This is a genomic window from Erwinia sp. MMLR14_017 (assembly GCF_033657285.1).
Lineage (GTDB): Bacteria > Pseudomonadota > Gammaproteobacteria > Enterobacterales > Enterobacteriaceae > Erwinia.
The window spans coordinates 489,661-514,066 of the sequence record NZ_JAWVWP010000002.1; the positions used below are offsets into that span (position 1 = coordinate 489,661).

General features: G+C 55.3%; 26 protein-coding genes. 21 read left to right on the plus strand and 5 right to left on the minus strand.

Features of this window, described 5'->3' with window-relative positions:
• Window position 1 precedes the first annotated feature (1 nt).
• The 12 genes from pilM to trpS all read left to right on the plus strand — a co-directional run bounded on the left by pilM (window position 2) and on the right by trpS (window position 9,927).
• A complete protein-coding gene (gene pilM, locus SD961_RS05260) occupies window positions 2–829 on the plus strand; it encodes a type IV pilus biogenesis protein PilM (protein WP_318789329.1) in 828 nt (275 codons plus the stop codon).
• Window positions 829–1,374, plus strand: coding sequence for a PilN domain-containing protein (locus SD961_RS05265; RefSeq protein ID WP_318789330.1), 546 nt, complete (start codon window positions 829–831; stop codon window positions 1,372–1,374). Before pilM ends, SD961_RS05265 begins: the two co-directional genes overlap by 1 nt.
• A 49-nt stretch (window positions 1,375–1,423) precedes the next feature.
• Complete coding sequence (locus SD961_RS05270; RefSeq protein WP_318789331.1) at window positions 1,424–1,867, plus strand: hypothetical protein; 444 nt, start codon at window positions 1,424–1,426, stop codon at window positions 1,865–1,867.
• Window positions 1,857–2,252, plus strand: a complete 396-nt coding sequence (locus SD961_RS05275; RefSeq protein WP_318789332.1) for a HofP DNA utilization family protein — start codon at window positions 1,857–1,859, stop codon at window positions 2,250–2,252. The genes SD961_RS05270 and SD961_RS05275 overlap by 11 nt, the downstream gene beginning before the upstream one ends.
• On the plus strand, window positions 2,197–3,444 hold the full coding sequence (hofQ, locus tag SD961_RS05280) for a DNA uptake porin HofQ (RefSeq protein ID WP_318789333.1): 1,248 nt from the start codon (window positions 2,197–2,199) through the stop codon (window positions 3,442–3,444). The genes SD961_RS05275 and hofQ overlap by 56 nt, the downstream gene beginning before the upstream one ends.
• 386 nt (window positions 3,445–3,830) lie before the next feature.
• Window positions 3,831–4,352 (plus strand): shikimate kinase AroK, encoded by a 522-nt coding sequence (aroK, locus tag SD961_RS05285; protein ID WP_318789334.1) that lies wholly within the window; start codon window positions 3,831–3,833, stop codon window positions 4,350–4,352.
• Between the two features lie 52 nt (window positions 4,353–4,404).
• Window positions 4,405–5,493, plus strand: coding sequence for a 3-dehydroquinate synthase (aroB, locus tag SD961_RS05290; protein WP_318789335.1), 1,089 nt, complete (start codon window positions 4,405–4,407; stop codon window positions 5,491–5,493).
• Between the two features lie 89 nt (window positions 5,494–5,582).
• Window positions 5,583–6,569: an SPOR domain-containing protein gene (locus SD961_RS05295; RefSeq protein WP_318789337.1), complete on the plus strand. Its 987-nt coding sequence runs from the start codon at window positions 5,583–5,585 to the stop codon at window positions 6,567–6,569.
• 124 nt (window positions 6,570–6,693) lie between these two features.
• Window positions 6,694–7,512 carry an adenine-specific DNA-methyltransferase gene (dam, locus tag SD961_RS05300; protein ID WP_318789338.1) on the plus strand — a complete coding sequence of 273 codons (819 nt, stop codon included), beginning with the start codon at window positions 6,694–6,696 and terminating at the stop codon, window positions 7,510–7,512.
• A 48-nt stretch (window positions 7,513–7,560) separates the two neighbouring features.
• Entirely contained in the window at window positions 7,561–8,247 is a 687-nt protein-coding gene (gene rpe, locus SD961_RS05305) for a ribulose-phosphate 3-epimerase (protein WP_318789339.1), read from the plus strand.
• The gene (locus SD961_RS05310) at window positions 8,231–8,908 is read left to right on the plus strand and encodes a phosphoglycolate phosphatase (RefSeq protein WP_318789340.1); all 678 of its coding nucleotides are present in this window, start codon (window positions 8,231–8,233) and stop codon (window positions 8,906–8,908) included. The genes rpe and SD961_RS05310 overlap by 17 nt, the downstream gene beginning before the upstream one ends.
• A 17-nt stretch (window positions 8,909–8,925) precedes the next feature.
• The gene (gene trpS, locus SD961_RS05315; RefSeq protein ID WP_318789341.1) at window positions 8,926–9,927 is read left to right on the plus strand and encodes a tryptophan--tRNA ligase; all 1,002 of its coding nucleotides are present in this window, start codon (window positions 8,926–8,928) and stop codon (window positions 9,925–9,927) included.
• Window positions 9,928–10,053: 126 nt separating this feature from the next.
• Here trpS and cysG read toward each other — a convergent pair whose 3' ends face one another.
• From cysG to nirB, 3 genes are read right to left on the minus strand one after another with little or no spacing between them, the layout of a single operon-like run.
• Window positions 10,054–11,418 (minus strand): siroheme synthase CysG, encoded by a 1,365-nt coding sequence (gene cysG / locus SD961_RS05320; protein ID WP_318789342.1) that lies wholly within the window; start codon window positions 11,416–11,418, stop codon window positions 10,054–10,056.
• 60 nt (window positions 11,419–11,478) lie between these two features.
• Window positions 11,479–11,805: a nitrite reductase small subunit NirD gene (nirD, locus tag SD961_RS05325; RefSeq protein WP_318789343.1), complete on the minus strand. Its 327-nt coding sequence runs from the start codon at window positions 11,803–11,805 to the stop codon at window positions 11,479–11,481.
• Window positions 11,802–14,336: a nitrite reductase large subunit NirB gene (gene nirB, locus SD961_RS05330; RefSeq protein ID WP_318789344.1), complete on the minus strand. Its 2,535-nt coding sequence runs from the start codon at window positions 14,334–14,336 to the stop codon at window positions 11,802–11,804. Before nirB ends, nirD begins: the two co-directional genes overlap by 4 nt.
• 247 nt (window positions 14,337–14,583) lie before the next feature.
• On the opposite strand from nirB, the gene SD961_RS05335 reads away from it, so the two are divergent.
• The 5 genes from SD961_RS05335 (at window position 14,584) to SD961_RS05355 (ending at window position 17,571) form a co-directional block, all read left to right on the plus strand.
• Entirely contained in the window at window positions 14,584–15,864 is a 1,281-nt protein-coding gene (locus tag SD961_RS05335; RefSeq protein WP_318789345.1) for a cytosine deaminase, read from the plus strand.
• A 1-nt stretch (window position 15,865) separates the two neighbouring features.
• Complete coding sequence (locus SD961_RS05340) at window positions 15,866–15,997, plus strand: hypothetical protein (RefSeq protein WP_318789346.1); 132 nt, start codon at window positions 15,866–15,868, stop codon at window positions 15,995–15,997.
• A 375-nt stretch (window positions 15,998–16,372) separates the two neighbouring features.
• Window positions 16,373–16,705: a type II toxin-antitoxin system RelE/ParE family toxin gene (locus SD961_RS05345; protein ID WP_318789347.1), complete on the plus strand. Its 333-nt coding sequence runs from the start codon at window positions 16,373–16,375 to the stop codon at window positions 16,703–16,705.
• Window positions 16,702–16,992, plus strand: a complete 291-nt coding sequence (locus SD961_RS05350; protein ID WP_318789348.1) for a helix-turn-helix domain-containing protein — start codon at window positions 16,702–16,704, stop codon at window positions 16,990–16,992. The genes SD961_RS05345 and SD961_RS05350 overlap by 4 nt, the downstream gene beginning before the upstream one ends.
• A gap of 315 nt (window positions 16,993–17,307) precedes the next feature.
• A complete protein-coding gene (locus tag SD961_RS05355) occupies window positions 17,308–17,571 on the plus strand; it encodes a hypothetical protein (protein ID WP_318789349.1) in 264 nt (87 codons plus the stop codon).
• Between the two features lie 46 nt (window positions 17,572–17,617).
• Here SD961_RS05355 and tsgA read toward each other — a convergent pair whose 3' ends face one another.
• A complete protein-coding gene (tsgA, locus tag SD961_RS05360; RefSeq protein ID WP_318789350.1) occupies window positions 17,618–18,802 on the minus strand; it encodes an MFS transporter TsgA in 1,185 nt (394 codons plus the stop codon).
• Window positions 18,803–19,072: 270 nt separating this feature from the next.
• Here tsgA and ppiA point away from each other — a divergent pair, with 270 nt between their 5' ends.
• The 4 genes from ppiA to argD all read left to right on the plus strand — a co-directional run bounded on the left by ppiA (window position 19,073) and on the right by argD (window position 22,211).
• Window positions 19,073–19,645: a peptidylprolyl isomerase A gene (gene ppiA, locus SD961_RS05365; protein ID WP_318789351.1), complete on the plus strand. Its 573-nt coding sequence runs from the start codon at window positions 19,073–19,075 to the stop codon at window positions 19,643–19,645.
• A gap of 92 nt (window positions 19,646–19,737) precedes the next feature.
• Entirely contained in the window at window positions 19,738–20,298 is a 561-nt protein-coding gene (locus SD961_RS05370) for a putative adenosine monophosphate-protein transferase Fic (RefSeq protein WP_318789352.1), read from the plus strand.
• 33 nt (window positions 20,299–20,331) lie between these two features.
• On the plus strand, window positions 20,332–20,907 hold the full coding sequence (locus SD961_RS05375) for an aminodeoxychorismate synthase component II (protein ID WP_318789353.1): 576 nt from the start codon (window positions 20,332–20,334) through the stop codon (window positions 20,905–20,907).
• Window positions 20,908–20,993: 86 nt separating this feature from the next.
• Complete coding sequence (gene argD / locus SD961_RS05380) at window positions 20,994–22,211, plus strand: bifunctional acetylornithine/succinyldiaminopimelate transaminase (RefSeq protein ID WP_318789354.1); 1,218 nt, start codon at window positions 20,994–20,996, stop codon at window positions 22,209–22,211.
• Window positions 22,212–22,269: 58 nt separating this feature from the next.
• Here argD and SD961_RS05385 read toward each other — a convergent pair whose 3' ends face one another.
• Window positions 22,270–24,348, minus strand: a complete 2,079-nt coding sequence (locus SD961_RS05385) for a YccS/YhfK family putative transporter (RefSeq protein ID WP_318789355.1) — start codon at window positions 24,346–24,348, stop codon at window positions 22,270–22,272.
• Window positions 24,349–24,406 lie beyond the last annotated feature (58 nt).

Below are 24,406 nucleotides of genomic sequence, written 5' to 3' on the forward strand. Positions count from 1 at the left end.
AATGGCATTTCAGACATGGCAAGTCGGCCTGGATATTCAAAACGGGCAGCTTTGTGCCCTCGGCATCCAGCGTTGTCGGAACGGCTGGCAACTTCGCCACTGGTGGCAGCATGCGTTGCCGCAAGATACGTTAGTTAACGGGCTGCTGCAACGTCCTGAACCGCTCATTCCCCTCCTGCAACGCTGGCGCAAGCTGCTGCCTTATCGCCTCTCACTACGGGTGGGATTCCCACCGCAGCTGGTCCTGCAACGGCAGGTTGAACTGCCGGGCACCCAATTACGAGAGCCAGAGCGTAGCAGGTACATCACCGCAGCGGCGAGGCGATTTTTCCCAATTGAACCGGAGACGCTGGCGCTCGACTACCGGGCAGACACGGAGCAGGAGCAGGCTCTCTGCATCACCGCAGCACGTCGTGACGCGCTGCAGGCCTGGCTGCACTGCCTTGAACAGGCCAACCTGAAGACGAACGTGCTGGAGCTGACGCCCGCAGCGCTCCGGGCTTTGTCCTGCTCGCTTTCGCTCGCGCCTTCCGCAACATTAGTGCACCGACTCCACGATCACTGGTTATGGTACTCGGCGCTGCCAGGCCACCCACGCTGGGGATGGTGCTCCCTGCAGGAGGCGCCCGATTTTGCCGCCCTGCAACAGAAGCAGCTGGCGACGATTAGCGCATTTTACTACAGCTCGGTGCTGGAAGAGCCTCTTCCCGCCTCTGCGCAATGGCTGGATCCGTTAGCGGCATTTTCCCTGAAACAACCCCCTTTACCTCAGCTTGCCGGCGCTTTTTCACTGGCGGCAGGACTGGCGCTACGACCAGGGGATGCCTGATGGTCTGGGTTAATCTTCTGCCGTGGCGAGCCGAACGGCTTAAAAGTCAGTGGCAGCGCTGGCTGCTGGTGATTGTGGTGCTGATGTTGATGCTGCTAACAGCAAGCGTGCCGCTCCGGGGACAACAGGCGGTGAATCAGCAGACCCTTAAGCTGATTGAGCAGGTTAAACAGGCTCAGCAGAGCGCGAAGCAACGTCTGAAGCAGTTAACGTCACTGGAAACGGAAAGAGAGGCGTTGCATCACTCAGCAGCAAGCCAGCTCAGGCGGAGAGAAGCGCTTAAGCGATGGTCACTTTTTGTCCGTGATCTGTCGAAAGCGATGCCCGATACGCTGTGGTTAACTGGCCTGACAAAAAGTCAGCAGAGTCTGACAGTTTCAGGAATTTGCCAGGGAGTCAGCGATCTTGACGCTTTCCGCCAGCGTTTGCAGGAGATGGCACTGATTGGGCAGGTAAAGATTGGCCCCTTAAGCCGGAGCAAAGAAGGCCAGATGCTTTTCCATCTGCTTGCTTCACTCACTATGGAGAACAGCGCTGATGAGTAAACTTTTCTATCGCTGGTTAAGTTGTTCCCTCTGGCTACAAGGTATATCAGTGAGCCTCTTTTTCTCACTGCTGGCGGTGCCATGGTGGGGGTTCTGGGGCGCGCCTGTGCAGCAAAACGGCCTCAGGCTGATCCCGCTGCGCCAGCAGCAAATGGGTGATTATCAGCGCCTTATACGGTCTCTGGCAGCAAAGGGAACGCTGGCGGGTATTGAGGCAGATATTGCCCGGCTCAGACAGGCAGCAGAACCGGACGGGCGCGAAATTTTTTCACTGCGGAGGCTAACAGAAATTTCAGCGAGTTCACTGGCAGAGTGGCAACCAGCCAGCCAGGGTGGCAGCCTGGCTCTGCTGCTTAACTGGCCGCAGGTTGAGAGCGTATTCGGCTATCTCAGCTCACTCCCGGCAGGCATGGCGCTACCGAACTTCACCCTGAAACCACATAAACAGCAGTTACGTCTGCAATTATCGCTGGCCGTAAAAGATGAGGACTGACTTCAGGATAAGCTGTCGGCTGGCAGCCAGCCTTCTGCTGCTGCTGACGGCAGAGTGCCAGGCCAACAGGGACCCGTTCAGGCCGGTCGAGGACGCCTGCCAGTCGGCACAGGTTTTTCCTGACCACTGGCGATTAAAAGGGATTGTCGGGCAAAAACAGAATTACCGGGCCTTGTTGTTAACGGCAAAAGGAAAATGGGCACAACGACGCCAGGGGGAGCCAGTGGACGAACGCTGGTATTTGCTCAACGTTGGACCGCTCAGCATTACGCTTGGCGATCGAAAAGGGTGCCAGCCGCCAGTAGAAAAACGCTTAAAAGGAAGCCTCTATGAAAAGGATGATTTGCCTGCTGTTACTCCTCTGCTTACCCCCTTCTCGGGCTGAAAAAAGTCCCCTCTCTCTGGCATTCGACGAGGCTCCGGTAGGGCAGGTACTTCAGGCGCTTGCCGCCTGGCAGCAGCTTAATCTGGTGGTAGCGCCGGAGGTCGAAGGCACGCTGTCGTTGAGGCTGGAAAACGTTTCATGGGATCGGGCCATAGCGCTGGTTGCCAGAATGGCTAAGGTCACGATTGAGCAGCAGGAGAATGTCCTGCTGGTCTGGCCGGAAAGCAGCGTACTGGAGCAGCAGCGTCAGTTGGAAAAAGCGCGGGAAAAAGCGGAGGGCGAACGGCCATTAATCACGGAGGTGCTGGCGCTGGCCCATGCCGATGCCAGCACGGTCAGCAGCAGTTTGCTGGCCGAACGGGCAAAATTAATGAGCGATCGCGGTAGTGTAACCGTGGATACAAGAACTAACAGCCTGCTGTTACGGGAGACTAAACCCGCTCTGGCAGCTATCCGCCGTTGGGTGCAGGCACTTGACGTCCCGCTTGAGCAGATTGAGCTGGCGGCACATATCGTAACCGTCAACGAAGAGAGTCTGCGGGAGCTGGGCGTGCGTTGGGGGCTTTCAGGCGAGGAGCAGATTACTCGCGCCTTACGCGCCAGCCAGTTCAGCGTTAATTTACCGGTGACGGAAGCCGCGCTGACGGCGGGCTTTACTCTTGCCAGGCTCGATGGCCGGTTGCTTGATCTGGAGCTGAACGCGCTGGAGCAGGAAAACAAGCTGGAGATTATCGCCAGTCCGCGTCTGTTTACCTCCCATCAGCAAACTGCCAGCATTAAGCAGGGCACCGAAATCCCTTATGAGGTTTCCAGCGGCAACAATGGCAATACCCGCGTGGAATTTAAAGAGGCGGTTCTGGGGATGGAGGTTACGCCGGTTGTACAGCATGACGGGCGGATTTTACTCAAGCTGCATCTTTCGCAAAATGTGCCCGGTCGCACGATGCGCAGCGGAGAGGGGGAGTACCTGGCCATAGATAAACAGGAAATTCAGACTCAGGTCACGCTGAAAGATGGGCAAACGCTGGCGTTAGGGGGGATTTTCCAGCGCGAAAATGCAGACGGGCAAAGAAAAGTACCGCTGATTGGCGATATTCCGATAGTGGGATCGCTTTTTCGTTATGATATTCATCAGCAAAAACGGCGGGAATTGGTGATCTTCATCACGCCACGACTGATCCGTGATGAGTAATGCGTTTTTTAGTGCAAACTAAGGAACCGGATGCTTTTTTCTGGCAATGAAGGCATATGCGTTTGACGCAAGAGCCGAATTAGCTTACAAGGTTTAGCGATTTTGATTTATGGGCCTCGGTTTGGCTTCAGAGAATGCATAGAACCCGTTTTTTATCGTGCGCAACCGGCGTAGCCGATGCAGTGACATCGGGCTGATAAATGAAGCGGACTGAAACGCGCCCTGAGTGCGCAATGGGCAAGGTCAATTTAATCGGTTGCCAAAACACCTTCAGTGTTGAGATAATTTTCATCTGACTCTCGCACTATCGCTCATGAGGTTTCAGTTCATGTCCTGTCCGGTTGGACGGGGTATCATTAACGAATTGTCTTAGTAATACCGAAAAAATGGCAGAGAAACGCAATATCTTTCTGGTTGGGCCTATGGGTGCCGGCAAAAGCACTATTGGGCGTCAGTTAGCTCAGCAACTCAATATGGAATTTTTCGATTCCGATCAAGAAATTGAGCGACGTACCGGAGCGGATGTGGGTTGGGTGTTCGACGTCGAAGGCGAAGAAGGCTTCCGCGATCGCGAAGAAAAAATCATCAATGAACTCACCGAGAAGCAGGGCATTGTGCTGGCTACCGGTGGTGGTTCTGTGAAATCACGCGAAACCCGCAACCGTCTTTCGGCTCGTGGCGTAGTGGTGTATCTGGAAACCACCATCGAGAAACAGTTAGCCCGTACTCAGCGCGACAAAAAACGCCCTTTGCTGCAGGTGGAATCTCCCCCGCGCGAGGTGCTGGAAGCGCTGGCCGGTGAACGTAATCCGCTTTACGAAGAGATTGCCGACGTGACGATTCGTACCGATGACCAGAGCGCTAAAGTGGTCGCGAATCAGATTATCAACATGTTGGAAAAGAGCTAAGTTCCGCTCTGACCGCCTGCGGGCCAAAGTAATAAAAAGGTGATAACGCTTCATGGAGAAGATTACCGTCACTTTGGGGGAGAGAAGTTACCCCATTACCATAGCTGCCGGATTGTTTAACGATCCGGCTTCGTTTTGGCCGCTTAAGGCGGGCGATCGGGCCATGCTGGTGACTAACCAGACGCTGGCCTCTCTCTATCTGACACCCCTTCGTCAGCGGCTGGAAAGCGCTGGCGTAGAGGTAGACCAGACGATCCTTCCTGATGGCGAGCAGTACAAGACGCTGGAGGTGATGGATCGGGTCTTTACTGCACTTCTGGAAAAACCTCACGGTCGTGATACAACCCTGATCGCTTTGGGCGGTGGGGTTATTGGCGATCTTACCGGGTTTGCGGCGGCGAGCTATCAGCGCGGCGTGCGCTTTATTCAGGCTCCTACCTCGCTGCTCTCCCAGGTTGACTCCTCTGTGGGAGGAAAAACCGCCGTCAATCACCCGTTGGGTAAAAACATGATTGGCGCGTTTTATCAGCCCGCTTCCGTGGTGATTGATATCGACTGCCTGAGCACGCTGCCACCGCGTGAGCTGGCATCTGGCCTGGCGGAAGTGATCAAATACGGCATCATTCTGGATGGCGAATTCTTTACCTGGCTGGAGAACAACCTCGATGCTTTGCTGGCTCTTGATGCCAAAGCGATGACCTGGTGCATTCGCCGCTGCTGCGAGCTGAAAGCAGAGGTGGTGGCGGCAGACGAGCATGAGCATGGCCAGCGGGCGTTGTTAAACCTCGGGCATACTTACGGTCACGCCATTGAAGCGCATATGGGGTACGGTAACTGGCTGCACGGTGAAGCTGTGGCGGCCGGTATGGTCATGGCGGCAAGAACAGCCGAGCGGCTGGGATCGTTCTCAGCACAGGAGACCAGCCGGATTATCGCCTTATTGCAGCGGGCAGGCTTGCCCGTTACCGGGCCGGAGAGCATGTCCGCTGAAGCCTATTTGCCGCATATGCTGCGCGACAAAAAAGTGCTGGCGGGTGAGCTGCGTCTGGTGCTGCCTCTGACTATCGGTAAAGCGGAAGTGCGCAGCGGCGTTGCACATGATACGGTGCTGGCTGCTATTAACGACTGTCAGCCAGGCTGAAAGCGTTAGAACGGGTTTCGGCCCAGGAACAAGTAATCCGCCAATCAGAGGGTATTGAGAGGCGTCGCTGCTCTACAGTAGGAGGTTGAATGGACGAATTTAAACCGGAAGACGAGTTAAAACCCGACACCAGCGATCGCCGTCCGCAGCGGTCCCGCAAAACGTCTTCTGCCCCTAAAGTGCCCGTTTCCCGTCAGCATATGATGATGGGCATTGGTATTCTGGTGCTGCTGCTATTGGTGATTGGCATCGGATCAGCGCTGAATTCCTCTGATGATAGCGCAAACAAGAGCGCCCAGCAGCCCGCAAACACTTCGGGTACCTCTGGCACGGGCAGCGATAAAAACATCGATCTTTCTGGTTCCTCCTCCATGAGTGGGCAGAGCGGCACGCCCGCTGCGCCAACCTCAGAGACGACAGCGAACCAGCCGCCAGCCAGCAACGGCCCGCAGGAGATCAGCGTACCGCCTATCTCTTCCACGCCAACTCAGGCTGAGCCTGTGCCGACCCCGGCAAATCAACAGCGTGTTGAACTGCCGGGCGATCTGAACAACGCCTTATCTAATCAGCAGGGGCAGGTGGATGTGGCGGCGCAGGGCGCACAGCAGAGTGGCTCATTGCCAACGGCACCCGCTACGGTTGCGCCAGGCGGCAACGTTTCTGCACCAAAAGCAGTTACGGGGCAGGCTCATCAGAATCAACCCGCTGCTGCACATAAACCAGCGGCAAAGCCTGTTGTTAAAGAGAGCAAGCCGAAAAGTAGCGCTGCTGCCAGCCATACTGCTTCCGAGCCTGCCAAAGCGGCTTCTTCGGCATTGGGTGGAAGCTATACGCTCCAGCTGAGTAGCGCTTCAAGATCGGATACGCTTAACGCCTGGGCGAAGAAGCAAAACCTGAGCAGTTACCACGTCTATAAAACGACCCGTAATGGACAACCCTGGTACGTGCTGGTCAGCGGCTCTTACGCTACCCCAGCTGAAGCGAAGCGCGCCGTAGCTTCGCTTCCGGCCGAAGTCCGGGCGCAAAGCCCGTGGGTGAAGCCGGTAAGCCAGGTGAAAAAAGAAGCGGCTAACTAACCGCTTTCTCCAGGTATGATTTAAGCAGGAACCGTTAGCCCTCTTCGGAGGGCTAACTATTCAAAGCGCAGATATGCTGTCGGTGTAACCGCAGCCACAAGAGTAAGTGTAATAAAACGACGGCATGAAAAAAAATCGCGCTTTTTTGAAATGGGCGGGTGGCAAGTACCCGCTGCTTGATGATATCCAGCGCCATCTGCCAGATGGGGACTGCCTGATCGAACCTTTTGTCGGGGCCGGCTCGGTGTTTCTTAACACGCATTTTTCAAGCTACCTCCTGGCGGATATCAACAGCGATCTGATTAACCTCTATAACATCGTCAAAACCCGCGTCAGCGAGTTTGTCACCGATGCCCGCGAGCTTTTTACCAGCGAGACCAACGACTCAGAGTTCTATTACGCCCGTCGTGCAGAATTCAATCGCTGCGCCGATCCTTATCGCCGCGGCCTGCTGTTTTTGTATCTGAACCGCCATTGCTACAATGGCCTGTGTCGTTACAACCTTCGTGGTGAGTTCAACGTGCCGTTTGGCCGCTATCGCAAACCTTATTTCCCGGAAGATGAGCTCTACTGGTTCTCTGAGCGCTCGCAGAATGCGACCTTTGTCTGTGAATCGTACGATGTTACCCTTAACCGGGCGCCACAAGGGGCGGTTGTCTATTGCGATCCTCCCTATGCGCCGCTGTCGGCCACGGCGAACTTCACCGCCTACCACACCAACAGCTTCAGCCTGCTGCAACAGCAGCATCTGGCGGAGCTGGCGGAGAAGCTGGCCGCTGAAAGCCGTATTCCGGTGCTGATTTCTAATCATGATACGCCGCTGACCAGGGTCTGGTACCAGGCAGCCGAGCTGCATCAAATCAAGGCGCGGCGTTCAATCAGCCGCAACAGTAACGGACGTAATCAGGTGGATGAACTGCTGGCGCTGTTTGCCAGCAAATAACCCTCAACTGCGGTACGTGCCGTAAGGCGCGCTAATTGGGAGAAATGGATGAAACAGTTTTTAATTGCCCCATCAATTCTGTCTGCTGATTTTGCCCGTCTGGGTGAAGATACGGCGAAAGCGCTGGCCGCCGGTGGCGATGTTGTGCATTTTGACGTGATGGATAACCATTACGTTCCCAACCTGACCATGGGTCCGATGGTGCTGAAAGCGCTGCGCGACTACGGCATCACCGCCCCCATTGACGTGCATATGATGGTGAAACCGGTGGACAGACTGATCCCCGACTTCGCCAAAGCGGGTGCCAGCTATATCACCTTCCATCCGGAAGCCTCTGATCACGTTGACCGCTCGCTGCAGCTGATTAAAGAGCATGGCTGCAAAGCTGGCTTAGTGTTTAATCCGGCAACCCCGCTCAGTTACCTGGATTTTGTGATGGATAAGCTGGATGTCATTTTGCTGATGTCTGTTAATCCGGGCTTTGGTGGACAATCCTTTATTCCCGGCACGCTGGATAAGCTGCGCCAGGTTCGTAAGCTGATTGATCAAAGCGGCTATGACATTCGTCTGGAAGTGGACGGCGGCGTGAAGGTCGAAAATATTGGCGAAATTGCCGCAGCGGGCGCAGATATGTTTGTTGCCGGTTCCGCCATCTTTGGCAAACCCGATTATAAAAAAGTGATCGAGGATATGCGCAACGAACTGGAGAAATCACGTCATGGCTCATTTCACTAAAGTTCGCGCGCTGGCATTTGATCTCGACGGGACGCTTATCGACAGCGCGCCGGGTTTAACCAGCGCGGTAGATGCCGCATTAACGTCGCTCAGCCTTCCTGCGGCAGGCATTGAGCGGGTATCCACCTGGATTGGTAATGGGGCTGATATTCTGATTGAGCGGGCGCTGACCTGGGCGCTGGGTCATGCGCCGGAAGGGGAGTTGATTCGCGATGCACGCGTACTGCTTGATAAGCACTATGCCACTACCATCGAAAGCGGCAGCAAGCTGTTCCCTGGCGTAAAGGAAGGGCTGGCGGCGCTGGCTGAGAAAGGCCTGCCGATGGCCATTGTCACTAACAAGCCAACGCCTTTTGTCGCGCCGCTGCTCGCCTCGTTAGGGATTGCGCAGTACTTCTCGCTGATCGTCGGCGGTGATGATGTGGTCGCGAAAAAGCCGCATCCCGCGCCGCTGTTTCTGGTGCTGGGCAAATTTGGCCTGTTGCAGGAGGAGCTGGTGTTTGTCGGCGACTCGCGCAATGATATTCTTGCCGCCCAGGCCGCAGGATGCCCCTGCGTAGGCATGACCTTTGGCTATAACTACGGTGAGTCCATTGCCACCAGCCAGCCAACCGTTGTACTGGATCACTTTACCGATTTGTTGCCCGCTTTAGGGCTGTAATTATCAGGACGAAAAACATGAAACCCATCGTATTTAGCGGCGCACAGCCATCCGGCGAACTGACCATCGGGAATTATATGGGTGCGCTGCGTCAGTGGGTCAGCATGCAGGATACCCATGACTGCATCTACTGCATCGTTGATTTGCATGCCATCACCGTCCGTCAGGATCCTCAGGCGCTGCGTAAAGCCACGCTGGATACGCTGGCGCTCTATCTGGCCTGCGGTATCGACCCGGAAAAGAGCACTATCTTTGTTCAATCGCACGTGCCTGAACATGCTCAGCTGAGCTGGATCCTGAACTGTTACACCTATTTCGGCGAACTGAGCCGCATGACGCAGTTCAAAGACAAATCTGCCCGTTACGAAGAGAACATCAACGCCGGTCTGTTTGACTATCCGGTGCTGATGGCGGCCGATATCCTGCTGTATCAAACCACCCAGGTACCGGTGGGCGAAGACCAGAAGCAGCATCTGGAGCTGAGCCGCGACATTGCCGCCCGCTTTAATGCGCTGTATGGCGATGTGTTTAAGGTGCCGGAGCCGTTTATCCCGAAATCTGGCGCGCGCGTGATGTCGCTGCTGGAGCCGACCAGGAAGATGTCCAAGTCAGATGATAACCGTAACAACGTGATCGGCCTGTTGGAAGATCCGAAATCGGTAGTGAAAAAGATCAAGCGGGCGATGACCGACGGCGACGAGCCGCCAGTGGTGCGTTATGACGTCAAAAACAAGGCTGGCGTCTCTAACCTGCTGGATATTCTGTCGGGCGTGACGGGCAAAAGCATTCCTGAACTGGAACAGCAGTTTGAGGGGCAGATGTATGGTCATCTGAAAGGGGCCGTGGCTGACGCGGTATCCGGGATGCTGATCGATCTGCAGGCGCGTTATAACCGCTACCGTAACGATGAAGCCCTCCTGGAGCAGATCATGCGTGATGGCGCAACCAAAGCGCGTGCGCAGGCTCAGGAAACGCTGAAGAAAGTCTACGAAGCTGTGGGCTTTGTCGCTCAGCCTTAATCAGCCAGCTGAGGAACCAGAAGCGGCGTTACGCGGTTTCTGGTTCACCCTCCTTTAACATCAATGCTTCACAGGCAGCGTCCTGCTGCTAAGCCAGCAGTCAGCTCTTTATTTAAAGCCCCTTATTTAAAACCAGCGAAGTTTATCCCTTAGCGACACAACGCGCCCTACGATAATCAGTGAAGGGCTACTGGCTCCGGCAGCCAGTGTGGCCAGCGCGTGAAGTTCTCCAGTAACGACCTGCTGCTGTGTTGAGGTTCCTCGTTCCACAATGGCGACCGGCATATCGGCTGACATACCGTGCTCAAGCAGCTGATGCTGAATCTCTCCCGCCTGCGCCAGACCCATATAAAACACCAGCGTCTGCTTTTCCGCCGCCAGGTTTTGCCAGTCCAGCCCGCCATCGGCCTGAACATGCCCTGTGACCAGACGCACGCTTTGCGCATAATCGCGATGGGTTAGCGGGATCCCGCTATAGGCCGAGCAGCCGGAAGCGGCGGTAATACCGGGCACCACGGAAAAGGGGATCTTTGCCGCCAGCAGCGCTTCAAGTTCTTCAGCGCCACGGCCAAAGATAAAGGGATCGCCGCCTTTCAGGCGCACCACCCGTTTGCCCCGCTGCGCCTGCTCCAGCAGCAGCTGATTGATCGACTCCTGAGGGACGCAGTGATAGCCCGCCTGTTTACCCACAAAGATGCGCTCTGCATCGCGTCTGACCAGTTCAAGAATTTCATCCGATACCAGCCGGTCATAAACCACCACATCCGCCTGCTGGATCTGCTGCAGGCCCTTCAGCGTCAGCAAACTGGCATCGCCAGGCCCGGCGCCGACCAGCACCACTTCGCCTTTGTCTTCCAGCGGCGTGGCAAACAGCGCTTCGGTCAGCTCTTCAACCTGAGCAGACTGCCCGTTAGCCAGGGCCTGGGCCAGACGATCGTGGCTGAAAAGCTTCTCCCAAAACCGGCGCCGCTGCCCCATTTCTGAGAACTTATTTTTAACGCGCTGACGGAGTGAACCCGCGCAGGCCACCACTTTCCCCAGATGCTGAGGCAGCAAGGCTTCGATCTTCTCCCGCCGCAGCCTCGCCATCACCGGCGCTTTACCCCCGCTGGAAATGGCCACTATCAGCGGCGAGCGGTCAACAATGGAGGGCATAATCGCGCTGGCCTGCTCTGGTGCATCCACCACGTTGCAAAAAATTTGCCTGGCATCCGCGCAGGCGCTGACGTGTTGATTCATAGCCGCGTCGTCAGTAGCGGCGATCACCAGCCAGCAGCCCTCAAGCATGGCGGAATGGAAGTTTTCGCTCAGAAGGGTCAGCTTTCCCTCCTGCTGCCAGAGAGTAAACGGGGTGGAAAAATGAGTTGAGCAGACCCGCAGGTCTGCACCCGCTTTCAGTAACAGACGGGCTTTACGTTCTGCCACTTCGCCACCACCCACCAGCAGGCAGGCTCTGTTACGCAGCTGACAAAAGAGAGGAAGATAATCCACAGGGAGGCTCACTTAAGTAAGGGCCGCCAGAGGGCGGCCAGAGCGCCAGTCAGCGCGGCTTCAGACAGAAATCTCTACCAGCCCCTCCCGCACGCGGGCGGGATAGCTGGCTACGGAGTGGCTTTCATCCTCCAGGCAGAGACCATCCTGCAGGCGAAAACGCTGTTTTTTCAGCGGGCTGGCTACCCACAGCGTCTGCTGATGCTCCGCGATAATGCCGCGAGACAGCACACTTGCCTGCGCGAAAGGATCGATATTGCTCAGCGCAAATACCTCATCATCAGCCCGCGGGCGGAACAGGGCTATCTGCAAATCGTTCACTTTAGCGCAGACGCCGGTGGCGGGCAGAATGCTCTCCAGCGGACAGATGGGATACCAGTGACTCATGATTGTTCCTCCAGGAGTACCACAGGAATGCGTTCTGCAGGGCGGGCAGGGCGATGCTGTTCCCGTTCAGGCACATGTTGAACCAGCGGATCGCGCTGTGGACTGTTGATGAAGTGAGCGAAACGCGCAAGCTGGCGCGGGTCCTCAATAGTCTCCCTCCATTCACAGATTACCTGCGCGCGGAGGCGGGCAACTTCAGCTTCCAGCTGACTGTTCAGCCCCAGCTTGTCATGGATAATGACCTGTTTGAGATAATCGATGCCGCCTTCCAGACTTTCCAGCCACAGCGAGGTGCGCTGCAGCTTATCGGCAGTGCGGATATAAAACATCATAAACCGGTCGAGATAAGCGATCAGCGTCTCTTCATCCAGATCCGCAGCCAGCAAATCCGCATGTCGTGGCTTCATACCGCCGTTACCGGCCACATAGAGATTCCAGCCTTTTTCGGTGGCTATGATCCCCACATCCTTACCCTGCGCTTCCGCACATTCCCTGGTGCAGCCAGAGACGCCAAATTTCATTTTGTGCGGCGTGCGGATGCCCTTGTAGCGGTTTTCCAGCATGACGCCGAGGCTGACGCTGTCGCCAACGCCAAAACGGCACCAACTGCTGCCTACGCAGGTTTTTGCCATCCGCAGCGCTTTAGCGTAGGCATGGCCAGTCTCAAAACCAGCGGCGATAAGTTCAGACCAGATGGCGGGCAAATCGTCCTTCTGCGCGCCAAACAGCCCGATACGCTGGGAGCCGGTAATCTTGGTATAGAGATTGTAGCGACGGCCAACTTCACCGATGGCAACCAGGCCTTGCGGCGTGATCTCTCCTCCGGCGGAGCGGGGGATGACCGAATAGGTTCCATCTTTTTGAATATTGCCAAGGAAGAGGTCGTTACTATCCTGCAGCGGCGTGTGTTCCGCTTTCAGCACATAATCGTTCCAGCAGGAGGCGAGCAGCGAACCTACGGTTGGTTTGCACACTTCACAGCCGTAGCCCTGGCCATGTTTTTCCAGCAACCGATCAAAGGTTTTGATCTCTTCCACCCGGATCAGATGGTAAAGCTCCTGACGGGAGTAGCTGAAGTGTTCACACAGGTGGTGGTTGACCTCAATACCCTGACGGCTAAGTTCCGCATTCAGCACCTGAGTCATTAACGGCACGCAACCGCCACAGCCTGTGCCCGCTTTGGTTTCTGTTTTTAGCGCGGCAACGGTATGGCAACCGCCCTGAACAGCGGCGATCAGGTCGCCCTTAGTCACGTCAAAGCAGGAGCAGATCTGCGCCGTATCGGGTAGCGACTCCACGCCGATAGCGGGCTTGCTGCCTGCATGGGCTGGCAGGATCAACGCGTCGGGATTTTCAGGCAGTTCAATGGCATTAAGCATCAGTTGCAGCAGGTTGCCATAGTCGCTGGTATCACCAACCAGCACTGCGCCCAGCAGCGTTTTATTATCCTCGCTTACCACCAGACGTTTATAAACTTCCTTGCTTTCATCAAGATAAACGTAACTTCTGGCACCCGGCGTCCGGCCATGCGCATCGCCAATCCCGCCAACGTCCACGCCCAGCAGTTTGAGTTTGGCGCTCATATCCGCACCCGTGAACGCATTGCCCTTGCCCAGCAGATGATCACAGGCGACCTGCGCCATCTTGTAACCGGGCGCCACCAGCCCGTAAATGCGGTTTTGCCAGGCTGCGCATTCGCCGATAGCGTAGATATCCGCATCTGCAGTCAGGCAGCGATCGTCAATCAGCACGCCGCCACGCTGACCAAGCGGCAGATTACTCTGTTTTGCCAGCTTGTCCTGCGGACGGATACCCGTTGAGAAGACGATAAAGTCAATCTCCAGCTCGCTGCCATCGGCAAACTGCATGGTTTTACCGCCAGCGGGCCGGTCAACAATGCGTTGCGTATTTTTACTGGTATGGACTTTTACGCCCATGCGCTCAATTTTTTTCCTGAGCTGATCGCCACCCAGCGGATCGAGCTGTTCGGCCATCAGTCCGGAAGCGAATTCGACAACGTGGGTCTCAATACCAAGATTTTTTAACGCACCGGCCGCTTCAAGCCCCAGCAGCCCACCGCCAACTACGGCGCCGCGCTTGCTTCGCCGGGCGCAGGCTTCAATGGCATTCAGGTCTTCAATGGTACGATAAACAAAACAGTCCTGACCCTCTGCTCCGGCAATGGGCGGCACCCACGGATAGGAACCGGTGGCGATAACCAGCTTGTCATACTGCACCGCGCGTCCGGTACTGGAGTGGATCATCTTTTCCTGACGGTTCAGGGTGATCGCCCGCTCGCCGACCAGCACTTCAATCTGGTTTTTCTGATAGAAATCATCGCGCACCAGCGAAAGTTCTTCAGCTGTATGGTGCGAGAAGTAGGCGGAAAGATGTACGCGGTCATAGGCCACGCGGGGTTCTTCGCAGAAGACGGTGATGGCAAACTGGCCGGGCGCAGCTTTTTCAACCAGTTCTTCAATTAACCGGTGGCCCACCATGCCGTTGCCAATAATGACGAGTCGGGTGCTCATATTGCCTCACAATGCTATGTATTGTGGCTACAATAGCGCGCCAAAACCCCCACTTATTGATATCGATCAATCCCCTTTTCAAATACTCCTTTATAGGTATATTGCTGATTTGGCAATACTTTTGTAAGTAGCGGAAAAGCAAGCACTTCAACTGAATCGAGTCACCCGATGCCGGGGCAGACGATCGTGCGGCGGGCAGAACAGTGCTATGGTGATAAATAACCCCATCACCTTAAGGAGCGTTGGCATGCAGAGTGTTAATTTGAGATGGATTAATCACGTTCGTTTGCCCTGGCGTGAGGGCCTGTGGCAAATCGAGATCCGCGATGGCAAAATCGCCTCTCTTTCTCCCCAGCCGCAAAGCCCGTCCGCCGGCGATTCACTGGATGCAGAAGGCGGACTGGCTTTTCCGCCTTTTATCGAGCCGCATATTCATCTTGATACCACGCAAACCGCTGGAGAACCTGCCTGGAATGAATCAGGCACGCTGTTCGAAGGGATTGAGCGCTGGGCTGAGCGTAAGGCGCTGCTGAACCATGAGGATGTTAAGCAGCGCGCCACCCAGACGTTGAAATGGCAGATTGCGAATGGCATTCAGCACGTTCGCACCCACGTTGATGTTTCCGATCCCACGCTGACGGCGCTGAAGGCGATGCTGGAAGTGAAGGCCGAAATGGCGCCGTGGGTGGATATTCAGCTGGTGGCCTTTCCTCAGGAGGGCATTCTCTCCTATCCGGATGGCGAAGCGCTGTTAGAAGAGGCGCTAAAGCTGGGGGCAGATGTGGTCGGTGCTATTCCGCATTTTGAATTCACCCGCGAGTACGGCGTGGAATCGCTGCATAAGACCTTTGCGCTGGCGCAGAAATACCAGCGCATGATCGATGTGCACTGCGATGAAATTGATGATGAGCAGTCCCGCTTCGTGGAAACGGTAGCGGCGCTGGCGCTGCGGGAAAAGATGGGAGAGCGCGTAACCGCCAGCCACACTACCGCGATGCACTCCTACAACGGCGCCTACACGTCGCGTCTGTTTCGGTTACTCAAGCTTTCCGGCATCAATTTTGTGGCAAACCCGCTGGTAAACATTCATCTTCAGGGGCGTTTCGACACTTATCCCAAGCGCCGCGGCATCACGCGGGTGAAAGAGATGCTGGAAGCGGAGATCAATGTCTGTTTCGGTCATGATGACGTGTTCGATCCCTGGTATCCTCTGGGCACGGCCAATATGCTGCAGGTACTGCATATGGGGCTGCATGTCTGCCAGCTGATGGGCTACGGCCAGATTGATGCGGGCATCAATCTCATCACCCATAACAGCGCGCGAACGCTGCAGCTGAAGGATTACGGCATCCAGACCGGCAACAGTGCCAATCTGATTATTCTCCCTGCCGATAATGGTTTTGATGCGCTTCGCCGTCAGGTGCCGGTGCGCTATTCCATCCGTCAGGGCAGGGTGATTGCCGAGACAAAGCCAGCCAGTACCACCATTCATTTAGCGGAGAGCGAGAAAGTGGATTTCCGGCGCTGAGTTGAATTTTGTCCGGATTGCCATCGGGACTTATCTTCCGCAGGCAGACGAACCGCCGGCCGCTAATGCGATTGGGCAGCTCCGCAATCTCTCCACCACGCTGAAAACCCTGAGCGGCATGGAAACAGGGTAAAGGCCAACGGCACTTGTTACGGGGGTTGAGATCCGCATCGAAAGCGAACTGATGGCTGCACGATGGAAATTATTGGAGAAATTACGGCATTTGTGAAGGATGCGCCGCTTCCTTTTCTTCACTGGTCACGATGGCTGAATTGCATTTGAAGACGAGGCCGAAAACGACATCTGAACGCGTCGGGGCGCTGATGCCCCGGCCCCCAAAGCGTGCCCTGAAAGACCTGCGGGCCGGGTTAAGGCGGTGCCTTACGCACTGGTTTTTCAGCGGAAAATATAACGGTGGGTATGTCCGACAGCAAAATAATCCTGGTGGTTTTGCCGCGGAAGAATAAAATATACGTAATTACGTAAAAGAGATAATATAAGGCCACGGATGCGCAAACCACTCAGTTTTATTGACAGCAGCCTGGATGATTTAAAAACCTTCCCGGGCGATATGCAAAGTGAGATCGGGCACCAGCTGGACAGGGTCCAGCTGGGCCTTGAACCGGATGAGTGGAAGCCGTTCAGTACGGTGGGGGCAGGCGTTCGTGAGATACGCGTTAAGGGCACGGACGGTATTTACCACGCCATGTATGTCGCAAAATTTGAAGAGTCGGTATACGTACTGCACTGCTTTCAGAAAAAAACGCAGGCCACGAGCCAGCCTGACGTCCAACTGGCCCGTAAACGATACAAAGAACTTATTCAGGAGCGTAAAGCATGAAAATTCAGAAATTTGAAAGCGTATGGGTTGCCATCAGCCCCAGGCCTGAAGAAGCAGAAAGCATGAAGGTACGTTCTCAGCTGGTTATGGCGCTGAACGGATTGATCGAAAAGCGTGGCCTGAACACCCTTGAGGCGGCTGCGCTGCTGGGTGTCAGCCAGCCGCGTATTTCCGAGCTTGCGAAAGGAAAAATTCAGCTGTTCAGCGTGGACAAACTCATAAATATGCTGGCCCATGCCGGTATGCAGATTGGCACCATTGAAATCAGCGAGTCCGTGGCCGCCTGAGCCACGGATAACTTCGCAGTGACAGCTGCGCCTCCGGCGCGGCCATTCTCACCTGGCCGGGCAATGCGCTCTCCAGCCAGGTAAAGCCTCCCCGGCTTGTTCTTTCTGCTGATGTTCCTCATTTTTTCTCCGTGTTCCCGCAACTGCAGACCTTCATTCACGGGCCGCCGTCGCTCCTTTGCCCTTCGCCGCGAAAGGCACGACCGGAAAGATAAAGGCCGCGTCAAAGGGAGGCTTTTGAGGGCGCAGCGCCCGATCAGGATCTCAACCAGCGGCAGGCTCTTTAACAGTAAACAGGCATACGGAGTGACGACCATGCGTGATTTACCCCTGACCCCTGACCAGTTTCTTGATCTGACTCTGTGCGTGGGTGCCAACGGCCAGTTTACCGGCTGGTCAGGCATGGACTGGCAGACGCTGTCCCGTTACCAGGCCATTGATGAGCCGGGCAATCCGACTGAAGACGTCACGCTGTATCTGGCTGATGGCTGGCCCGTCGCCGTATATGTATTTGATACCGGGCACACGCTTATTGAAGGGGCATTACTGAACGCGCTCTGGGCCTGTTGCTGGGCATAAAAAAAGGCCGGATTTATCTGGCCTTTCTCTTTTTGTCTGCTGATGATTAATGCGCGGACATATGTCCTGGCAGCTTATGCCTGCTGACAAAGCCCAGCAGCAGGCACATCACGAAGACCACGGCATACAGGCCGTTTGCGGTAAGCAGGGCGGCGTGCGCGCCACCTTTTTCCACAATCGGGCCGGTGACCACAAACGTCAGCATAGTGCCTACGGTGCCGCAGGTAAGGATAAAGTTCACCAGCTTCGGTGAGGAAACTTTAGTCTGTAGTGAACCAAGCGTGATGATAGTGGTGTAGATGGCGCTGGAGAAGAAGCCCAGGGCGATCATGATCCATTTCAGCATGGAAGCGTCGGTTGCGCTGACAAACCAGAACATCAGCGCCGTAGCCATCAACGCCAGCACGGTCAGAATACGCTGCGGATCGAAGAAACGCAGAATGGCGCTGAAGGCCCACATACCAATCATGTAGGAGGTCCAGAAGTTGCCCACCAGCCCACCGGCCTGGCTGATATCCATGCCCATCGTTTTCGTGGCGTAGAGCGGAACCCAGCCAATAAAGCCCAGCTGACCAAGGATATAGCAGAGTGCCGCAATGGCCAGGAACAGCACGCCCAGGCCCCACTTCTCTTTCTCGCCCTGGGGCTGATTAGGGGCTTTCTTGCCGAGTACCGGGAATTCAAAGCAGAGTGCGAGCACAAAAATAGCCAGATAGATCACGCCAATGCAGGCATAAACCCAGTACCACGGCAGCGAACGTGCCAGGATTGCTGCAGCAATGATCGGGAATATCGTACCGGCCATGCTGAAGAAGGAGTCGGTAAACAACAGGCGTGACCCGCGCTGACGTCCTTCATACAGATGAGTGATCAGGAAGGTGCCAATCGACATAGTAATGCCGCTCACCACGCCCAGCACAAACATGCACAGCGAGAAAACGCTCAGATTGTGGCTGGTCATCAGCCCCAGTACCGCCAGCACCATCAGCACAAAGCCGAAGATCAGCTGACGCTTCAGCGGAATAATTTCCATCAGCCAGGCGTTCAGGAAGACCGCAACAAGAATACCAGCGTTCAGGAAGGTAAAGGTGTTACTCATCTGGGCGACGGGTAACTGAAAATAATCAGCAATATTTTCCAGCACCATCCCGGTCACAATAACCACTGCGCCTGTAAGTGCGTAAGAGAAGAAACTGATCCAGGTAAGCCCGATGCGATCGCGATTAGTCATAAGTTGGAAACCTGTGAGTCAAAGGGAGCGTGGCGCGGGTCGTCCACGGTATGCAGCGGAAGTGTAGCGAGAATCGTGATCGGCTTAAATAAATAATGAAACATTTGTTTTCAAATACATGAATTTCGTGACTGGAGTCACTGTTTTAACCGCTTCGCAAGCGTTTGCCTGGCGACGTTCGCGAGTAAATAAAAGTAAAACACTGGCGCCGTGATAAGCGCCTCTTTACAATCATTTTTTTGGCTTGTAGCCCTTCGTAAGGAATCTTTCATGTTAAAACGTACTTTGACTGCGGTAGCCGCCGTGCTTGCACTGTCCACCCTCTCCGTTTCCGCCTTTGCCGCTAAGGGAGATACGCATGTACTGCTGACCACTTCTGCCGGCAATATTGAGCTGGAGCTCAATAATCAGAAAGCCCCCATCTCCACAAAAAACTTTGTCGACTATGTGAACAGCGGTTTTTATAACAACACCACCTTCCATCGCGTTATCCCAGGCTTTATGGTTCAGGGTGGCGGTTTCACGGCGGATATGCAGCAGAAGCCGACCAATGCACCTATTAAAAATGAAGCTGACAACGGTCTGCTGAACAAACGCGGCACCATCTCAATGGCCCGTACTTCCGACAAAGACAGCGCTACCAGCCAGTTCTTTATCAACGTGGCAGACAATGCCTTCCTCGATCACGGGCAGCGTGATTTTGGCTACGCCGTTTTTGGCAAAGTGGTGAAAGGTCAGGATGTGGCCGATAAAATTTCTCAGGTTCAGGCGCAGAACGTTGGCCCTTACCAGAACGTTCCGGTTAAACCGGTGGTGATCCTTTCCGCAAAAGTGCTTCCTTAATCTCCCGTTGGGTGATTGCTGCTTATAATTAGTGCGAGTAATGCGGTCATCAGGCCGCACCGCGCAGCAATCACCTGGTTTTGGGAGACCGCATGACAAAAAAAATCACAGAAAAACAGAAGTTCACCCTGTGGCAACAACGGCAGGAAGCCAACTTTTACGCCAGCTTTCTGCTTGGCGGCACTCCGCTTCAGCCCGGCCCGGAACATCCGGGACTGCCTCATCTGCAGGCGCTTCACCATGCGCTTTTTCAGGACGTTTTAGCAGACGCTGGCGAGCTGCGTCAGGTTGATATTCAGCTTGGTGATACGCCCTGCTGCCATTTTGAATATATCGAAAAAGAGGGGAATGCGCTGATGCAGGCGCTGGAGGATGAAAACGGCCTGGCCGATCTGCCTCTTGCGGCGCTGACTGAGCGTCTGGCCTGGTACTACTGTGAGCTGACGGTTCTGCATCCTTTTCTGAAAGGCAACGGACGCGCTCAGCGCATGCTGTTTGAACAGATAATTATCCACGCCGGTTTTGATATTCAGTGGGCGAAAATTGATGCGGAAAGCTGGCGGGCCGCTAACCAGGCGAGCCTGGCGGGCGATCTCAGCTTACTGACGGCGGCTTTTGGCAAAGTGGTAAGCAAGCGGCCGGAAAGTGCGTAGAATAGCGCCGTCCTGAACCTGCCTGGAGCTACCATGCTACTGCTGATTGATAACTACGACTCTTTTACCTGGAACCTCTACCAATATTTTTGCGAGTTGGGCGCCGAGGTCCAGGTTCACCGAAATGATGAGATCTCGTTAGAGCAGATAGCTTCCCTGCGCCCTGAGCGGCTGGTGATTTCACCCGGCCCCTGTACGCCCGACGATGCAGGGGTTTCGCTGGCGGCAATCCGCGAATTTGCCGGAAAACTGCCCATTCTGGGCGTTTGTCTTGGGCATCAGGCTATCGCTCAGGTTTTTGGCGGCCGTGTCATCCGGGCGCGGCAGGTGATGCACGGCAAGGTCTCGGCTATTGAACATAATGAAGGCGGCGTCTTTGCCGGACTGCACCACCCGCTGAAGGTGACGCGTTATCACTCGTTAATTGTTGAAACCCACTCGCTGCCGGAAGCGTTTGAGATAACAGCCTGGACGCTCTGCGACGGCAAGCCTGATGAAATCATGGGATTTCGTCACCGTTCTTTGCCGCTGGAAGGGGTACAGTTCCATCCTGAAAGCATCCTTAGCGAGCAGGGGCATCAGTTGCTGAGCAATTTCCTGAAAGCGTGAAAAAATTGCTTTTGAGTGATTTTTTATGCATATTTTATGATTATAATTTCACTCTCTTGTAACAGAATAAAACGATGAGGTAGTTAATGGCGGCGGATAAATTAGCGGTAACGCGGGCGACGTTCGATAAGGTGATTTTGCCTGTTTATGCACCAGCGGCGTTTGTGCCTGTTAAGGGCAAAGGCAGCCGCGTCTGGGATCAGCAGGGAAAAGAGTATATCGATTTCTCCGGCGGCATTGCGGTGACGGCGTTAGGGCATTGTCATCCTGCGCTGGTTGAAGCGTTAAAGACCCAGGGAGAAACGCTGTGGCACACCAGCAACGTGTTCACCAATGAACCCGCGCTGCGTCTGGCCAGCAAACTGATTGCTGCCACCTTTGCTGAGCGGGTATTCTTTGCTAACTCGGGTGCCGAAGCCAACGAAGCTGCCTTCAAGCTGGCCCGCTATTACGCCGCCAAACGCCATTCTCCTTATAAAAGTAAAATCATCGCTTTCCACAATGCGTTTCATGGACGCACGTTCTTTACCGTCTCCGTAGGCGGACAGCCAAAATATTCTGATGGATTTGGCCCTAAACCTGCCGACATCGTTCACGTGCCGTTTAACGATCTGGCGGCAGTGAAAGCGGTAATTGATGACCATACCTGCGCCATCGTTGTGGAGCCGATCCAGGGCGAGGGCGGAGTGATGCCTGCCACCGCTGAATTTATGCAGGGCCTGCGTAAACTCTGCGATGAACATCAGGCGCTGCTGGTGCTGGATGAAGTGCAGAGCGGCATGGGCCGCAGCGGCAAGCTGTTTGCGTATGAGCATTATGGCGTGCAGCCGGATATTCTGACTACCGCCAAAGCGCTGGGCGGCGGCTTCCCAATCAGCGCGATGCTGACGACTAACGAGATTGCTGCCACCATGACGCCCGGCGTGCACGGCACCACCTACGGCGGTAATCCGCTGGCCTGTGCCATTGCGGAGACGGCGCTGGACATCATTAACACCGATGAAGTGCTGAGCGGCGTGGAAGCGCGCCGTGAACTCTTCGTGGCAGCATTGCAAACGCTTGATGCGAAGCTGGATCTGTTCAGCGATATTCGTGGCAAAGGACTGCTGATTGGTGCGGCGCTGAAGCCGCAACATGCCGGTAAAGCGCGCGATATCCTGAACGCTGCTGCTGACGAAGGCGTAATGATCCTGAATGCCGGAACGGAGGTGATCCGTTTTGCCCCTTCGCTGGTGATTGAACCAACGGATATCCAGGAGGGCATGGTTCGCTTTGCCCGCGCAGTGGAAAAAGTGCTCGCTTAACAGGCCCTTGGGAGCTGTACCGTGCAGCTCCCCGGCACTTTCCCTTCAAAACACGTTATCAGGATAATCTTCTCAGCTTCCGTATCAACCAGCGTCCATGATGGGGACGTGCGCTCCATGCCAGCGAAGAGATGGTGTGCATCACGCTCAGGTGCCCCAGAATACGCTTTACGTGTCTTTCGAGAATAGTGGTCGGCCCCTGACTTACCCCAGTCTGCGAATCCATCACGTTGGTTTCCGGGCCTGGCCCGTCATATTCCAGACGCTGCTGGCAGCGCTGTAACGCCACTTCACAATCCTGTAAATAGCGTTCTGCCAGCGAAGTGGTCAGCATCGTATGCTCACGCGCCAGGATGGTCATCGCGTTAATATGCTCCACGATAAACTGGCTGTGCGTCACCCAAAGTTTCATATCGGAAAGGTAGCGTGAATCGAAGCCTGGCTCCTGCATCGCCTGATTCAGCGAGTTAAACAGGGCGTTATGTGCCTGATTCACCCGCATACGTTGCCAGGCAAGCTTCTCAGGTGACTGCTCGTTGCCCAGCAGCAACTGTAATGCATCCTGATAGGTACCAAGCGCATCATGCGCATTCTGCCGTAGCAGACCGCTTTGCCATTGTGGCCAGAGCCAGATCATGCCGCCGAAAGCGATCAGGCAGCCCATCAGCGTATCAAGCAGGCGGGGCAGCAGGAAGTCCGCGCCGTTAAGCGACAGAAGCTGAAGGGACCAGACTGCGGTTACCGTGAAGCCAATCATCGCGAAGCCGTAGAATTTACGGATAAACAGATAGCTGATAAGCGTAATCGCCAGCATCACCAGCAGCACCACCGATTCTGGCGCATGAAGGCGCAGCGTGATGGCGGCGATAATCAGTCCCGCCAGCGTGCCCAGCGCACGGTGCTGGATCCGCACGCGGGTTGCGCTGTAGCCGTTCTGGCTGACAAACATCACCGTCATCAGGATCCAGTAAGGCTTCGGCAAGTTGAAGAACAGCGCCAGCGAGCTGGCAAAAGTCAGCATCACGGCAAAGCGGGAGGCAGTGCGCAGCGCGGCTGATTTCAGCGACAGATAACTTCTGATAGCGGGTAACAAAGGCAGACGACGCTGGCGGTCAGCCATCAAATCCCGCTGATACAGAGGCCGCTGGGTACGTAAAACCCTGGCGATACGGCTGAAATGATAATAACAAAAGGTGCCCACCGGATTGTCCGGGTGCTGGCGGGAGATTTTCTCCAGCGCCTGTAGCTGCTTATCCATCGTGAAGCGCTCAGGCAGCTTGTGATAGAGAATATCGTCAGCCAGTATGCGAAGCCGGGCGGCGATGGTTTGCGCATTCCAGCGGATCACCGCTTCAGCATGGCTCTGCTCTACCAGCTTCTGAACCTCTTCGGGCTGATGCAGGCTGACCGAAATATGTTCCTGCAAATCCAGCGCCACCTGGAACGCTCTGGTCAGACGTTTGTGATGGTTGTAGCGGGTAGCGGAAAGCATATGCATCTGCTGGTAGCAGGTAGTGATCAGATCGACGGCTTTTTGTTGCCGTGCCAGCAGCGGCGGCAGCGCCTTTTCAGGATCCGTCAGCCTGGTCAGCAGGGTATATTTGGCTTCACAGTAGCCCGCCAGCTCGCGGTAAAGCAGGCTGAGCGTTTCCCGCATCGGCTGCTCTTTCCACAGCCAGAACCAGAACCAGTTGAAGAGGCCATACCAGATGGTGCCCAGCACGTAGAGCATTGGCGGTTCCCATATGGGCATCCGGCCAGCCAGGCTGAGGGTAAAAATAGCGGCAATCAGCGAGCCGGGCAGCAGTCGGCCATGCAGCGGGCTGATCTCACCGGTTATGCCCAGCAGCATCGCCATGGTGAAGAGAATAACGGGTAAAGGCACCGCATGTCCGCCCAGATACTGGATCAGGAAGCTGCTGAAGGCGAACAGACTTCCGCCGATGATCAGGCGTTTGAAGAAGCGTTTGTGAGGAGTATCAAGACCAGCGATGTTGCAACAGGCAGGCACCAAAGAGAAAAGCAGGCCCCGTTGCAGGTCACCCAGCAGCCAGCCGACAGCCACCGGTAAGCAGAGCACCAGCGTCTGGCGCAGCGCGTAGTTTACTTCAGGGTGATAGATCAGTCGACGCCACATCACTCCGTACCAAATAAAAAGGCGCAACAAGAGCTGTTGCGCCGTGGATCAGAGCCGA

Bases quoted from the DNA above. Each gene is read 5' to 3' on its own strand.
- SD961_RS05295 (WP_318789337.1), top strand. From the start codon at position 5,583: ATGGACGAATTTAAACCGGAAGACGAGTTAAAACCCGACACCAGCGAT.
- SD961_RS05355 (WP_318789349.1), top strand. From the start codon at position 17,308: ATGCGTGATTTACCCCTGACCCCTGACCAGTTTCTTGATCTGACTCTG.
- SD961_RS05385 (WP_318789355.1), bottom strand. From the start codon at position 24,348: ATGTGGCGTCGACTGATCTATCACCCTGAAGTAAACTACGCGCTGCGC.
- argD (WP_318789354.1), top strand. From the start codon at position 20,994: ATGGCGGCGGATAAATTAGCGGTAACGCGGGCGACGTTCGATAAGGTG.
- ppiA (WP_318789351.1), top strand. From the start codon at position 19,073: ATGTTAAAACGTACTTTGACTGCGGTAGCCGCCGTGCTTGCACTGTCC.
- rpe (WP_318789339.1), top strand. From the start codon at position 7,561: ATGAAACAGTTTTTAATTGCCCCATCAATTCTGTCTGCTGATTTTGCC.
- nirB (WP_318789344.1), bottom strand. From the start codon at position 14,336: ATGAGCACCCGACTCGTCATTATTGGCAACGGCATGGTGGGCCACCGG.
- nirD (WP_318789343.1), bottom strand. From the start codon at position 11,805: ATGAGTCACTGGTATCCCATCTGTCCGCTGGAGAGCATTCTGCCCGCC.
- dam (WP_318789338.1), top strand. From the start codon at position 6,694: ATGAAAAAAAATCGCGCTTTTTTGAAATGGGCGGGTGGCAAGTACCCG.
- trpS (WP_318789341.1), top strand. From the start codon at position 8,926: ATGAAACCCATCGTATTTAGCGGCGCACAGCCATCCGGCGAACTGACC.
- SD961_RS05265 (WP_318789330.1), top strand. From the start codon at position 829: ATGGTCTGGGTTAATCTTCTGCCGTGGCGAGCCGAACGGCTTAAAAGT.
- SD961_RS05335 (WP_318789345.1), top strand. From the start codon at position 14,584: ATGCAGAGTGTTAATTTGAGATGGATTAATCACGTTCGTTTGCCCTGG.
- SD961_RS05370 (WP_318789352.1), top strand. From the start codon at position 19,738: ATGACAAAAAAAATCACAGAAAAACAGAAGTTCACCCTGTGGCAACAA.
- SD961_RS05345 (WP_318789347.1), top strand. From the start codon at position 16,373: ATGCGCAAACCACTCAGTTTTATTGACAGCAGCCTGGATGATTTAAAA.
- SD961_RS05375 (WP_318789353.1), top strand. From the start codon at position 20,332: ATGCTACTGCTGATTGATAACTACGACTCTTTTACCTGGAACCTCTAC.
- aroB (WP_318789335.1), top strand. From the start codon at position 4,405: ATGGAGAAGATTACCGTCACTTTGGGGGAGAGAAGTTACCCCATTACC.
- SD961_RS05310 (WP_318789340.1), top strand. From the start codon at position 8,231: ATGGCTCATTTCACTAAAGTTCGCGCGCTGGCATTTGATCTCGACGGG.
- hofQ (WP_318789333.1), top strand. From the start codon at position 2,197: ATGAAAAGGATGATTTGCCTGCTGTTACTCCTCTGCTTACCCCCTTCT.
- aroK (WP_318789334.1), top strand. From the start codon at position 3,831: ATGGCAGAGAAACGCAATATCTTTCTGGTTGGGCCTATGGGTGCCGGC.
- SD961_RS05350 (WP_318789348.1), top strand. From the start codon at position 16,702: ATGAAAATTCAGAAATTTGAAAGCGTATGGGTTGCCATCAGCCCCAGG.
- SD961_RS05275 (WP_318789332.1), top strand. From the start codon at position 1,857: ATGAGGACTGACTTCAGGATAAGCTGTCGGCTGGCAGCCAGCCTTCTG.
- tsgA (WP_318789350.1), bottom strand. From the start codon at position 18,802: ATGACTAATCGCGATCGCATCGGGCTTACCTGGATCAGTTTCTTCTCT.
- pilM (WP_318789329.1), top strand. From the start codon at position 2: ATGGCATTTCAGACATGGCAAGTCGGCCTGGATATTCAAAACGGGCAG.